Origin of the sequence: Pseudarthrobacter phenanthrenivorans (assembly GCF_000813845.1) — a bacterium.
Classification (GTDB): Bacteria; Actinomycetota; Actinomycetes; order Actinomycetales; family Micrococcaceae; genus Arthrobacter; species Arthrobacter phenanthrenivorans_B.
This window is the reverse complement of the sequence record NZ_JWTB01000027.1, coordinates 43,055-55,902: the sequence shown is the minus strand read 5'-3', so window position 1 is coordinate 55,902 and position 12,848 is coordinate 43,055. Positions and strand designations below refer to the sequence as shown.

Below are 12,848 nucleotides of genomic sequence, written 5' to 3'. Positions count from 1 at the left end.
TGGCCGCCGGGCCTGCCAGCCGTTAACCTGCTACGCTCCCGCCGGAACCTGCGCGGCCGTCTTGCGGCCCAGTTCGGCGGTGCGCTTCACCGACCACCAGAGCAGCACCACCAAAAGCACGTTGCGGGTGGTGAGGATGGCTGCCATCACCGGGTGGGCGTGGATCAGCGGGGTATAGAACAGCGGGTAGATCACGAACGTGGTCATCGCGATGCCCATCAGCAGGGCAGCGGGGACTTTCCAGCGCTCCCAGTCGTGAGTCAGGCCTGCGATGATCACGGGCGCAAGCCAGATGATGAACTGCGGCGAGCCCACCTTGTTGAAGACGATGAAGGCGGTGACCATCATGAGCGAGCCTTCGAGGAACAGCTCCTCACGTTCGGCGCCGCGCCGCATGGCACGGACCAGCAGGATGGCGGCAATGACGGCGGCGAGGACCAGCAGCGGCTGCATCAGGACAGCGGCGGTGGCGGCCCCGGGCCCGTAGACCTCGGTGGAGTTGATGGCCGTGTTGTCCGCCATCTTCGAGCCGGCGACGTGGAACACGCTCAGCCAAACCCACGGCGTGGAGAAGGCGGCCTCGAGCTGCATGCCGCGCTCGCCCTGGTTCAGGAGGAAGTCCATGATGTGCGGCAGGCCGCCGGTCAGCCAGGTGCCCAGGGCTACGGCGGCCGTCACGGCGGCGCCGGCGAGCACCACCTGGATGCGCTTGTGGCTGGCGATCACGATGGGAACCAGGACCGCCGCGGGCCACACTTTGATCCAGGTGGCGATGCTGAGCAGGACGCCGGCCACGACGGGCCGTTCGGCGGCATAGAGCAGGGCAATCAGCACGATCGGCGCGGTAATACCCTCCACCCGGGCGAAGCTGAGGTAGCCCATGAAGACGGTGAAGAACAGCCACCACCAGGCCGGGGCGATGCCCGTGACCTTCCGCGGACCACGGGTCAGGTAGAGCAGGCCGACGGCGTTGAGCAGTGTGATGATCAGGAACCAGGCCAGCAGGTACAGGCTTGGCCCGGCGATGTTGGCGAGGAAGATGGGGATCTGCGCCAGCACGGGGTAGACCCAGGGGCTGATCTTGCCGGTCAGGTCCGCCGGGTTGTAGCCGGCCATGGCCCACTGCCGGTACTGCTCGGTGTCGCTGAACGTGTCCCCGTTCAGGAAGAAGGACGCCATCCAGCCCAGGAAATACAGATGGACGACGGCGAAGCCCCACCACACGCTGGACGGACGGGCGAACCAGTCCACCACCTTCGCCGGCAGGACTTTGCTGCGGACCGCCACCAGGCGGTCAAAGAACCTCGTGGAAATCTCAGGACTCCTTGAGCGCGGGGGCGGGCACGGCGGTCTTCCGGCCCAGGGAGTACAGGCGCCGGACGCTCCACAGGAACAGGACCACCAGCAGGACGTTCCTGATGGTCAGCACCAGGGCCATCCACGGGTTGTTGTGGCTGAGGGCGTCGTAGAACAGCGGGTAGATGAAGTACGTGGCCACGGCGATCGCGATCAGCATGGCGGCCGGGACGCGCCATTCGCGCCAGCTGTGCGCCAGGCCTACCGCGACGGCGGGGCCCAGCCAGACCATGAACTGCGGGGACCCAACCTTGTTGAACACCACGAAGGCGGTGGCCAGCGTGAGGGCGCCGGCCAGGAGCAGTTCGGTGCGGTCCACGCCGCCGGCCACCTTGTGCTGCTTGCCGTTGTGCAGGGCCCAGAAGGTCAGCCCGGCCACCAGCAGGGCGGCCAGGACCAGCAGGGGCTGCATCAGCACGGACATGGTGGCGGTGCCGGGGCCGTCCACCTGCATGGAGTTGATGTCCGTGTTCATGTACATCCGGGAGCCGCCCACGTTCAGGACGGAGAGCCAGAGCCAGGGCGTGGTGAAGGTGGCTTCGAGCTGCATGCCGCGGTCGCCCTGCTGGGTGAGGAAGTTCAGCAACTTGGGGACGCTGCCCAGGGCTGCTGCCAGCGCAACGACGCCCGCCGTCGCCGCAATTCCTGCCAGGACCACCAGCAGGCGGTTCTTCACCACCGCGAACAGGGCCAGCATGATGGCGGCGGGCCAGACCTTGACCCACGTGCCGATGGCCAGCAGGACCGAGGCGATGAAGGGTCGCTTCACGCCGTAGGCCAGGGCCACCAAAACCAGGGGGGCCGTAAGGCCGTCCACACGGGCGAAGCCAAGCCAGCCCATCAGGAAGGTGAAAGCCAGCCACCACCAGCCGGCCGGAATGGCCTGGTTGTCGCGGCCGCGTTCAGTCAGTTTCAGCAGCGCCCAGCCGTTGAGGAGCGTGGTCATGAGGACCCAGAGGAAGAAGAACGGTCCAGGCCCCGCCAGGCCGGCGATGGCCATGGGGATAAGCGCCAGGATGGGGTAGACCCAGGGACTGGGGCCGCCGCTCAGGTTCGCGTCGTTGAAGCCGGCCATGGCCCACTCGCGGTAGATGAAGGTGTCGCTGAAGGCCTCGCCCCGCAGGGACAGCGACGCGGCGAAGACCAGGAAGACCAGGTGGACCACGATGAAGCCGCCCAGCAGGCCGCGCCCGGTGTTCAGCCCGCGCCGGACCGGAGCGGGGAGGATGACATTGCGGATCCGGGTGAGATTTCCGAAGAGAGCGTCGGTGGAAATGGCGGAATCCTTGTCAGGTCGTTGCACAGTCAGCGGTCGCGCAAAAATGGCTCGGGTCATGCCGCGAAGCGGGCGTCAGGGGCACTGGAGGCCTAAAATACCGGCTTCCACTCCCGTCCAACTCTAATTCACGGCACCTTGCCACCGATAATTGTCAGGACAAAGGAGGACATGCGGGCCTCTGACCTGCAGCGTTTATCTAAAGTTGCTGGCCCATGCAAGCTCAGGCACCATGGTTCGAGGCGCTTCGGCGCCCACCGCCTATGCAGCCAGCGGGGAGCGCTGGGCGGCGTTGTGCCCATCCACCCCTAAAGACATAAGGCAACACCATGAACTTCCCGCTCACCCTCACCGTGTCCGACCGCCAGAGCATGGACAGCGAGCTCGACGCCGCTGTTGCAGCCGCCAAGGCCCACGCGCTCACCGGCAGGCGCCACGGGATTTTGGTGACCCGGCACGGCGTTGACAAGTTCACGGTCGACCTCAGCGAGGCAGTTCCCTTCGGCCTCACCCGGGAGTGCCAGGCCTGGTAGGCCCCAGCCCGGCCGGGGGAAGGCGGTCCCGGCTCAGCTGCCCGAACTGTCCCCTTCGCCGGACACGCGGTTGCTGCGCTGCTGCAGCCTGTCGATGTGTTTTGACGCCTCCGCCTTGCTCAGGTCTGCGGGAAGTTCCTCCCCGGCCTCCCGCGCCAGCGTATCGAGGTAGCTGCGCTGCGCTGCCGTCATGGGTTCGTCACCTGTCACCCAGTCTTCCGGATCCCTGTTAAGGCCTGCATTGGGCTCGGGTTCGGGGCTGCCGATGGTTTCCTGGTTGCTCTCGCTCATGCAACCGAGTCTAGGACGGGCCGCCGACATTCGGCAGGAACCGGCAGTCCTGATGAATAACCAGCTCAATCCTGGAAACGTTGCTTTGGTAGGCAAAACCAAACAATTGACCAGGAGGATGACGTGACGGACAGCAAACTCAATGTGGCGGTGCTGGGGACCGGAATCATGGGGGCGGCCATGGCCCGGAACATTCTCCGCGCCGGCCACCGGGTGTGGGTGTGGAACCGGGACCCGGCAAAGACGGAACCGCTGGCCGAAGAAGGAGCCACGCGCGCAGCAGACCCTGCCGAGGCCGTGGCGGCGGCCGACGTTGTCCTGACCATGCTCTATGACGCCGCGGCTGTTGACCAGGTCATGCGGCAGGCCCGGCCCGGCGTCAAGGCAGGAACGGCCTGGATCCAGTCCACAACGGTGGGCGTGCAGGACGTTCCAGCCGTGGCAGCTCTTGCCGCGGAACTTGGCCTTGACCTGGTTGAGGCCCCCGTTTCAGGCACCCGCGCGCCCGCCGAAGCGGGCCAGCTGCTGGTTCTGGCCGCTGCCCCGGAGCCTGTGCGCCAGCGCGTTGCTCCGGTCCTGGACGCCATCGGGGCCCGCACCATCTGGACAGGCGACGACCCGTCCGCCGGTTCGGCGGCCCGCCTCAAGCTCGTGGTCAACAGCTGGGTCATCGCCGCCTCCAATGCCGCCGGTGAAGCGGTTGCCCTTGCCCAGGCGCTGGGTGTCGATCCCGGGCAGTTCCTTGACGTGGTGGACGGGGGGCCCCTGGACCTTCCCTACCTCCGGATGAAGATGGACCTCATCCTGAACGACACACTTGAACCAGCTTCCTTTGCGGTGGACACCGCCTGCAAGGACGCCCACCTCATTGTCGATGCCGCCGCCGAACACGGCCTGAAGCTTGACGGCGCTGAAGCGTTCGCGGCCAGGCTGGACCGGGTGGCCGGCCAGGGACGCGGCAAACAGGACATGGCTGCCGCCTACTACGCGGGCCGGTAGGCCGCCGGACCCCGCCAATCCGCCGGGATAGCGCTTGCCCGTTGACGTTGCGTACGTCACGTCCTATAGTTGGTGAATCGATTCAAGAGCTGCCCTCCGGTCCAAGCGACCGGCGCAGACAACCCCCTGAACACCTGCTTCAGCCAGCAGTTCCGGTTTCCTTGCCAATGAAGACGAAGGACAAGCACATGAGCACCACCCCAACCCGCGTGCCCCTCACCAGCCAGGGTGCTGGAACCGGTTCGCGGGACCCCAGGAAAGCCGCGATGAGCGGCTGGATCGGAAGCGCCCTGGAGTACTACGACTTTGCGCTGTACTCGCTGGCCGCCACGCTGGTCTTTCCCACCATCTTCTTTCCTTCGGAGAACCCCACCGTTGGAATCATCGCTTCGCTCGCAACATACGCCGTCGGGTATGTTTCGCGCCCGGTAGGCGCGGTGGTCCTGGGCGCCTACGGTGACCGGCACGGCCGCAAGAAGGTCCTCGTCTTCGCCATGCTCCTCATGGGGTTCGCCACCTTCGCTGTCGGCCTGCTGCCCACCTACGGGCAGGTGGGCCTCCTGGCCCCGGCCCTCCTGGTGGTCCTTCGCCTCATCCAGGGCTTCGCCGTGGCCGGCGAACTGGGCGGGGCCAGTGCCATGATCGTTGAGCACTCTCCGGACGCCCGGCGCGGATTCTTTGCCAGCTTCAGCCTCCAGGGCACCCAGGTGGGCTCCATCCTGGCCACCGCCGTCCTGCTCCCGCTTGCCGCCGTCCTGCCGGCGGACCAGTTCGGCTCCTGGGGCTGGCGCATCCCCTTCCTGCTCAGCGCCGTCGTGATCCTGGCGGGCTACTTCATTCGCCGGCGGGTCCAGGAACCGCCCACCTACGTTGCCCAGTCCGGCCAGCCGGAGGCCAGGCGATTCCCGCTCGTCGAGCTCCTGCGCACCCGCCCCGGCGTCCTGGTCCGCTGCGTCGCGATGACCTTTACCAACGTGATCGGCATGGCCACCCTGATCTTCGGTGTTTCCTACGCCACCCAAAAGGGCTATGGCAACGGCTTCTCCAGCAGCGAGTTCCTCTGGGTGACGCTCGTGGCCAACATCGCCGCGGTGGTGACCATCCCGCTGTTCGGCGCGCTGTCCGACAGGATTGGCCGGCGGACGCTCATGGCAGCCGGCGGCGTGATCGGCGGCGCGCTGGTGGGTGGCTACCTCTGGGCAATTGAGCAGGGAAGCCTGCCGCTGGTCTTCGTTTGTGTGGTGGTCGTGCAGGGCATCTTCTTCCAGATGTGGAACGCCACCTTCGCCACGTTCTTCCAGGAGCAGTTCCCCATGCGGATCCGCGTGACCGGCTTTGCCGTTTCCCAGAACATCGGGCTCATGATCGCCTCCTTCTTCCCGAGCATTTTCACCGCGATCGCACCCCCGGGTTCCGCCAACGTCCCGCTGACCATCGGCCTGACCACCCTCGGCATCTGCCTCGTCTCCGCCGTGGCCACCATGCTTTCCCCGGACACCAAGGGGACCTCGCTGCAGGACCTCGAGGCGCAGAAGGCGGGGCGCCCCTAGGCGGGCGGCACCAAACCCAGGGCCGACGACGGCGGGACGTCCCGCCGTCGTCCGTTCGCCGGATGCCCGGCAGGGAAGTCCCTGCCGGGCAATTTTGTGCGCGGGCACCCGCCGGTACCTGCCTGGAAGCGCCCTGTATAGATGTATACAAGTATGATTCCTGGTGGAGGTGCATCTTGCCCGAAACGCCAGCCCGGAACACCGGAGCACATGTTGTCTACGCCGAGCTGAAGCGGCGCATCCTTGCCCTGGAGCTGAAGCCGGGGGAGCGGATCTACGAGCCTGCCATGGCTGCGGCGCTCCATGTCAGCCGCACACCCCTGCGCGAGGCGGTGCGGCGGTTGATTTCGGAAAGCCTGCTGGAACAGCAGCCCACGGGGGCCGTGCTGGTGCCCGCGCTGGACGAGGCGGCCATGTCCGACCTCTTCGAAGTCCGCGCGGCCATGGAGTCCCTGATGGCACGCAACGCCTGCCCCAAGGCGACGGCGGCGGACATCGAGGTGCTGCGCGGCATCCTCGCCCGCAACGCCGCCATGGTGGGGTTTGCTGATGATGCGATGCAGCAGGGGATGTCGCTGCACGCCAAGATCGCCCAGATGGCGGGCAACGCCTGGGCGCGCCGCTTCCACGGCCAGATCACGGGCCATATGGAGCGGTACCGGCACTTCACCAACAGCACCCAGGAGCGGCGCGACCAGGCCCTGGTCCAGCACCGCGCCCTGGTGGAGGCCATCGCCGCCGGTTCCCCCGACGAGGCAGCGGGTATCGCCTTCGAGCACGTCATGGCCGCCCGGGACGCAGCACTCCGGGCGATGTCCGGCAACGCGCAGGCCGGCAATCCCCCGGCTGGCGATCCCCCGGCCGGCGACGCCGCCGCCGGCGCATGATCGGCGAACTCGGGCGCCGCTCCGCCACCGCACTCCTGCTCCATTCGGCGCTGATCCAGGCGGTCACCTTCCTGGTCCGGCCTGCGGCCACCTACCGCGCCCTGGAGCTTGACGTCCCCGACTTCGCGCTGGGCCTGCTGGCCGCCAGCTACGCGGTCTTTCCGCTGCTGCTCGCGGTTCCCACGGGCGGCCTGGTGGACCGTCTGGGTGAGCGGCGGCTGATGGGGACCGGGTCCGCCGTCGTGCTTGCCTGCTCGGTCTTCCTGCTCCTGTGGGGATCGTCCATTGCCGCGCTGGTGGTGGGCACCGCGCTGCTGGGCGCCGGCCAGCTCGCCTGCGTCGTGGGGCAGCAGGCCGTCGTGGCCAATAACGCCGCCCCGTCCCGGATGGATTCGGCCTTCGGCTACCTGACCTTCGCCGCCTCCCTGGGGCAGGCGCTGGGGCCGCTGGCGATTTCCCTGGTGGGCGGCGCCACCGTCCGGCCCGACACCCAGGCCATCTTCCTGCTGGCCGTGTGCATGGGCCTGGTGCTGTTCGCGTCCACCTTCGCGGTCTCGGCCCAGGTCAGCGGCGGGAAGCGGAAGGCGGTCGCCGCCGGCGGCAGTGCGGGCGGTGCCATGGCGCTCCTGAAGACACCCGGCGTGGCCCGCGCCCTTGCCACGAGCGCAACCGTGCTGGCCGTGGTGGACCTGACCATGGTCTACCTGCCCGCGCTTGGCGCCGACCGGGGGCTCACGGCCGCAACGGTGGGCGCCATGCTGACCGTCCGCGCCGTATTTTCCATGGTCTCCCGGCTCCTGCTGGGCAGGGTTTCCCGGAGGATCGGCCGGATGCGGCTTCTCGTGGTGAGCCTGGCACTGTCCACCGTTGCGCTGGCCGCCGCGGCGGTCCCCATGCCGGCGTGGCTGCTCTTTATGGTGATGGCCGTGCTGGGGCTGGGCCTTGGCATCGGCCAGCCGCTGACCATGTCCTGGCTTTCGGCGCAGGCACCCGCCGGGCAACGCGGCCGGGCACTGGCCCTGCGCCTCGCCGGCAACCGGGTGGGCCAGGTGGTGCTGCCCAGTGCCATCGGCGTGGTTGCCGCAGGGCTTGGCTCCGCGGGCGTCTTCCTCGCCTCCGCCGTGGTGGTGGGCGGGACCATGGTGCTGCTCCGCGGCGTGCAGCTGGATTAGCTGCCGCGGCCGCGTCACGCAGGGCAGGTTTCAGGCAGGGCACGACGGCGGGAGGCCGGGTTTCCGGGGCTTCCCCGCCTAGGGTGGGCCGAAAGCCTGCCGTGCGTGACGCCGTCGTGCGTCTTTTGGGGGCTGGCGGTGTCAGTAGACGGAGCCCTCGAGCAGCTCGGAGAGCCGGCTGGCCGCGCGGCGCAACTCCGGGACCCCGGCTTTCAGGGTGGCCTCGCTGGCCGCTTCCACCGGGCTGGTGAGCGAAATGGATTCCGTGGGCCGGCCCGTCCGGTTGGGGACCGCCATGGCCACTGACAGGACGCCGGTAGCGCGCTCATCGGCGGAGAATGCGTAGTCGGTTCCCGGCTCCGGGAGCCGCGCTCGCAGTTCCTTTGCCGTCAGGTCCGCGTCTTCCTGGCCGGCTGCCACGGCCGCCGCCACCGCCTGCTGAAGTTCGTCATCGGACGCCGATGCGAGCAGGATCTTTCCTGCGGCACCGAGCGTCAGGGGCAGCCGCTTGCCCAGCGGGAGGTCGTAGCGGAGGGGTGCCTCGCCGTCGACGCGGGCCACCAGGATGCGCTCGAAGCCGAGCCGTGAATACAGCGACGCCGTCAGTCCGGTCTGCGATGCCACCTGCTGCAGGACGGGGCGGGCCGCGACCACCAGGGGATCGTTCTCCAGGAAGCTCCGTGCGGCGGGCAGGACGGCCGGGCCGATCCGGTAGGACTTGTCCGTCTGGCTCACCATCCCGAAATCCTGCAGCACCCGGAGGATCCTCAGCGTGGTGGGCAGGCTCATGCCGCAGTTCCGCGCCAGATCGCTCAGCCGCTGCGGCCGTTCGGCCCGCTGCAGTTCGGCGAAGACCTCCATGGCCCGCGAGAGGGAGCGCATGTTCGAGGACTTGGGGCCCTCTTCTGCCGTGCCGGCCGTACTGGAAGTCGTCGTCGCCATTCTTCCATCCTATGTAAGTTCCTTGCGCTTGACAGTACCTGTGTCTCCTGTCACTATTTCTCAGTACGCAATATAGTTTCATTCTATGAAACGCAATGACGCGCTGTGAAAAGGAAACTCATGACAACGGAGTCAGTCACGACGAAAGCAGGGAGCACGCTTCGGGTCGCCCCGGGTGTGCTGGCGGGAATCGGCGCCTTTGCCGCCGTCGGCAGCTATGTCCTGGTCAGTTCGGTCGGTCTGGGGCTCTGGACGTCCCTCGGCCCGGGCGCCGGACTGTTCCCCTTTGCGATGGGGGCGCTCCTGGTGGCGATGTCGGCAGTCTGGCTCCTCCAGGAACTCCGCCGGCCGAGCGCCAGGGGTGACGGTGTGGACGCGGGGGTAGTCATTTCCGTCGTGGCGAGCCTGGTCATCCTGGCATCCGTCATGGACCTGGTGGGCTTCCAGCTGGGCATGTTCGCGTTCCTGCTCTACCACCTGAAAATCCGGGGACGCCGGGCATGGGTGCCCTCACTGATCATCGCCTTGGCGGGAAGCGTCGGCGCCTTTTACGCCTTCAACTACGGCCTGAATGTGGCCCTTCCCGTGTCGGCATTTACTCCGCTGAACCTGATCGGACTCTAGGCATGGAAACCCTGAACGAACTGCTTGGCGGCTTTGCCACCGCCATGACCTGGCAAAACCTGCTGTTTGCCTTCCTGGGCTGCCTGCTCGGCACCATCATCGGCGTCCTGCCCGGCGTCGGACCCGTCGCGGGCGTGGCACTGCTGATCCCCCTGACGCTCAACCTGGACCCCGCAGGGTCCATCATCATGTTGTGCGCCATCTTCTACGGCACCCAGTACGGCGGCACCATCACCAGCGTCCTGCTGAACACTCCCGGCGAAGCGTCCTCGGCCATCACCACCATCGACGGTTACGCGATGACCAGGATGGGGAGGGCCGGAGCGGCCTTGACGCTGGCCGCCGTCGGGTCCTTCGTCGGCGGCACCATCGCCACCGTCGGCCTTGTCGCCGCCGCCAAGCCGCTCGGCGAGCTCGGCCTGCTGGTGGGGCCGCCCGAATTCTTCGCGCTCATGGTGGTGGGCATCTCGCTGCTGGTGGCATTGGCCGGAAAGTCCATGGTCAAGGCCCTCATCTCCGGCGCCCTGGGCCTGCTCATCTCCATGGTGGGCATCGATCCCGTGGCCGGCGCTCCGCGCTTTACCTTTGGCATCGACAACCTGATGGACGGTGTCAGCTTCGTGGCTGTCATTGTCGGCGTCTTCGGGCTTTCGGAAATCCTCTCGTTCCGCCGGGACGCGCCCACCCCGGTGGTGCATGCCCCCGGTTTCCGGCAGTTGTTTCCATCCAGGACGGAATGGCGCCGCAGTGCACCTGCCATGGCCCGCGGGACCGGCGTCGGCTTCGGTCTGGGCCTGATTCCCGGCATGACCGGGTCCGTGTCAGCGCTGCTTTCGTACGCCACGGAAAAGCGGTTCAGCCGCTTCCGCCACGAACTCGGCAAGGGTGCCGTCGAAGGCGTTGCCGGGCCCGAGACCGCCAACAATGCCCACGCCAACGCGGCCCTCATCCCGCTGTTCACCCTCGGCATCCCAGCGTCGCCCACCATCGCGGTGCTGATGGGGGCGTTCCTGCAGCAGGGCCTCACCCCGGGACCCAGCCTGTTCACGGAACACTCGGAGATCGCGTGGGCCATCATCGCCAGCCTCTTCATTGGAAACGTCCTCCTGCTGCTGTTGAACGTCCCGCTGGTGGGGCTGTGGACCTCCATCCTCCGCGTGCCCACCCCGGTCCTGACGGCAGTGATCCTCGTGTTCATGGTCATCGGCGCCTACACCATCAACTTCAGCGTCTTCGATGTCTACGTCATGATCGGGTTCGGCCTCCTGGGCCTGGCATTGCGGAACCTTGACATTCCGCTGGCCCCGATGGTCCTCACCCTGGTGCTGGGGCCGCTGATGGAACGCTCCCTGCGTGAATCGCTGGAGATATCCCAGGGCGACTTCACCGTCTTCGCCAGCCGTCCCATCTCCGCCGTACTGATCGGTATTGGCCTGCTCATTATCTGCAGCCCGCTGCTCAAACTCCGTAAGCCCAAGGCGCTCACGGAGGACCCCGAAGCCTGACCTCCACCCCAAACCGCACACCCGCACCACTTCAAAGGAGAAGACCCATGTCCCGCAGGAAAATTTTCGCAGCCGTCGCAGCTGCCTCGCTGCTCGCCCTCACCGGCTGCGGTGCCAATGCCGGAGCCAGCAATTCCGGTGCAGCAGCCGGTGACTTCCCGAAGAAAGGCAAATCCATTGACCTCATCGTCGCCTTCTCCTCGGGCGGCGCCGTAGACACTGCGGCCAGGCTCATCCAGCCGGTCCTCGAAAAGGAACTCGGCACCAACGTTGAGGTCATCAACAAGCCAGGTGCCGGCGGCCAGATCGGCTACACCGCCCTGACGGGCGCCAAGCCGGACGGCTACACCATCGGCGCCACCGGATCCCCCTCGGTAGTGGTCTCACCCCTGGACCCGGCCCGCGGCGCGAAGTACACCAGGGACAGCTTCCAGCCGCTGGGCCGGCAGGTGATCGACCCCACCGTCATCGCCGTCCAGCCGGACAGCCCGTACCAGACCCTGAAAGAGCTGCTGGACGCGGTCAAGGCCAAGCCGAAGTCACTCACCGCCAGCACCACCGGCATCCAGACCGGTGAACACTTCGCCCTGGCCCAGATCCAGGAGAGCACCGGCTCGGAGTTCGCGCCGGTCCACTTCTCCGAGGGTGCGTCCCAGGCCACCACCGCATTCCTGGGCAAGCACGTAGACGTCCTGGTGGCCAACGTCAGCGATGTGACCGACCTCAGCAAACAGGGCAAGGCACGGGTGCTGGGCGTCATGTCCGGGGAACGCGCCCCCTCGCTGCCGGACATCCCCACGTTCAAGGAATCCGGCTACGACCTGACCGCCGGGACCGCCCGCGGCTACTCCGCCCCCGCGGGGCTCCCGGACGACGTGGCCAAGAAGCTCGAAGCTGCCATCGAGAAGGCCATCGAGGACCCAGCCGTGGTGCAGAAGATGAAGGACCTGGGCCTGCAGACCAGCTACCTCAACGGTTCTGACTACGAGAAGTTCTGGGCAGGCCAGGAGGACGACTTCAAGAAGGTCCTTCCGCTGGTCCAGAAAAAAGACTGACCCACACCCCCGAAGGAACTGACCATGACAACTCCAGCCATCGACACCAGCGCTGACTTTGACCGCCCGGACCCAGCCATCGTGGACCGGCTCGCCAACCTGCCCGCCGCCAATATCGGTGACGCCATGGACCGGCTCGGCGTCGCGGACTCCGCCATCCAGGCCGTATGGCCCGGCGCAAAGCTCGCCGGGCCGGCGTTCCCCGTGTGGACCCGTCCGGGCGACAACAAGGGGATCCACGCCGCCCTGCAGCTGGCCCGCCCTGGAGACGTCATAGTGGTCGCCGGTGGCGCCGATGAATCCCGCGCGCTCCTTGGTGAATTGATCGGGGAGCGGGCCATCAACCTTGGCGTCGCCGGCTTCGCGCTGGACGGAGCAGCGCGCGACGCCGAGGCGCTGGGTGAGATCGGCATGCCCGTCTTCGCCAGGGCTACTTCGCCCGCCGGTCCCTACAAGGACGGCCCGTTCAGGCTGGGAACCGCCGTTGCCTTCGGCGGAGTCCCCGTCCTGCCAGGCGACATCATCATCGGCGACTCCGACGGCGTGGTGGTCATCCCCCGCGAACAGGCAGCAGCCGTCGCAGAAGCTGCGGAAGCAGTATTCGCCGACGAAACCAGCCGCCGCCAGGCGATCGTCGCCGCGCGCTCCTAGAGAAGAA

13 protein-coding genes are annotated in these 12,848 nt (G+C 67.3%); 9 read left to right on the top strand and 4 right to left on the bottom strand.

Annotated features, from left to right (window positions below; translation table 11 throughout):
* Nucleotides 1-30 precede the first annotated feature (30 nt).
* Complete coding sequence (locus RM50_RS14330; RefSeq protein WP_043453937.1) at nt 31-1,287, bottom strand: glycosyltransferase 87 family protein; 1,257 nt, start codon at nt 1,285-1,287, stop codon at nt 31-33.
* Between the two features lie 28 nt (nt 1,288-1,315).
* The gene (locus RM50_RS14325) at nt 1,316-2,659 is read right to left on the bottom strand and encodes a glycosyltransferase family 87 protein (RefSeq protein ID WP_082007089.1); all 1,344 of its coding nucleotides are present in this window, start codon (nt 2,657-2,659) and stop codon (nt 1,316-1,318) included.
* Between the two features lie 302 nt (nt 2,660-2,961).
* On the opposite strand from RM50_RS14325, the gene RM50_RS14320 reads away from it, so the two are divergent.
* Nucleotides 2,962-3,165: a hypothetical protein gene (locus tag RM50_RS14320; protein WP_043453934.1), complete on the top strand. Its 204-nt coding sequence runs from the start codon at nt 2,962-2,964 to the stop codon at nt 3,163-3,165.
* A gap of 33 nt (nt 3,166-3,198) precedes the next feature.
* On the opposite strand, the gene RM50_RS14315 is transcribed toward RM50_RS14320, so the two are convergent.
* Nucleotides 3,199-3,456: a DUF3072 domain-containing protein gene (locus RM50_RS14315; RefSeq protein WP_043453931.1), complete on the bottom strand. Its 258-nt coding sequence runs from the start codon at nt 3,454-3,456 to the stop codon at nt 3,199-3,201.
* A 123-nt stretch (nt 3,457-3,579) separates the two neighbouring features.
* On the opposite strand from RM50_RS14315, the gene RM50_RS14310 reads away from it, so the two are divergent.
* The 4 genes from RM50_RS14310 to RM50_RS14295 all read left to right on the top strand — a co-directional run bounded on the left by RM50_RS14310 (nt 3,580) and on the right by RM50_RS14295 (nt 8,064).
* Nucleotides 3,580-4,455, top strand: a complete 876-nt coding sequence (locus tag RM50_RS14310) for an NAD(P)-dependent oxidoreductase (RefSeq protein ID WP_043453928.1) — start codon at nt 3,580-3,582, stop codon at nt 4,453-4,455.
* A gap of 188 nt (nt 4,456-4,643) precedes the next feature.
* Nucleotides 4,644-6,005, top strand: coding sequence for an MFS transporter (locus RM50_RS14305; RefSeq protein WP_043453925.1), 1,362 nt, complete (start codon nt 4,644-4,646; stop codon nt 6,003-6,005).
* A 176-nt stretch (nt 6,006-6,181) separates the two neighbouring features.
* Nucleotides 6,182-6,892: a GntR family transcriptional regulator gene (locus RM50_RS14300; protein ID WP_052260248.1), complete on the top strand. Its 711-nt coding sequence runs from the start codon at nt 6,182-6,184 to the stop codon at nt 6,890-6,892.
* Nucleotides 6,889-8,064, top strand: a complete 1,176-nt coding sequence (locus RM50_RS14295) for an MFS transporter (RefSeq protein WP_043453922.1) — start codon at nt 6,889-6,891, stop codon at nt 8,062-8,064. The genes RM50_RS14300 and RM50_RS14295 overlap by 4 nt, the downstream gene beginning before the upstream one ends.
* Before the next feature lie 141 nt (nt 8,065-8,205).
* Here RM50_RS14295 and RM50_RS14290 read toward each other — a convergent pair whose 3' ends face one another.
* On the bottom strand, nt 8,206-9,006 hold the full coding sequence (locus RM50_RS14290) for an IclR family transcriptional regulator (protein WP_043453919.1): 801 nt from the start codon (nt 9,004-9,006) through the stop codon (nt 8,206-8,208).
* 120 nt (nt 9,007-9,126) lie between these two features.
* Between RM50_RS14290 and RM50_RS14285 the strand changes: the two genes are divergently transcribed.
* From RM50_RS14285 to RM50_RS14270, 4 genes are read left to right on the top strand one after another with little or no spacing between them, the layout of a single operon-like run.
* Complete coding sequence (locus tag RM50_RS14285; RefSeq protein ID WP_043453917.1) at nt 9,127-9,630, top strand: tripartite tricarboxylate transporter TctB family protein; 504 nt, start codon at nt 9,127-9,129, stop codon at nt 9,628-9,630.
* A gap of 2 nt (nt 9,631-9,632) precedes the next feature.
* Nucleotides 9,633-11,135: a tripartite tricarboxylate transporter permease gene (locus tag RM50_RS14280; RefSeq protein WP_043453914.1), complete on the top strand. Its 1,503-nt coding sequence runs from the start codon at nt 9,633-9,635 to the stop codon at nt 11,133-11,135.
* Between the two features lie 47 nt (nt 11,136-11,182).
* Nucleotides 11,183-12,190, top strand: a complete 1,008-nt coding sequence (locus RM50_RS14275) for a tripartite tricarboxylate transporter substrate binding protein (RefSeq protein WP_043453911.1) — start codon at nt 11,183-11,185, stop codon at nt 12,188-12,190.
* Nucleotides 12,191-12,214: 24 nt separating this feature from the next.
* Complete coding sequence (locus RM50_RS14270; RefSeq protein WP_043453908.1) at nt 12,215-12,841, top strand: methyltransferase; 627 nt, start codon at nt 12,215-12,217, stop codon at nt 12,839-12,841.
* The last annotated feature ends 7 nt before the right edge of the window (nt 12,842-12,848 follow it).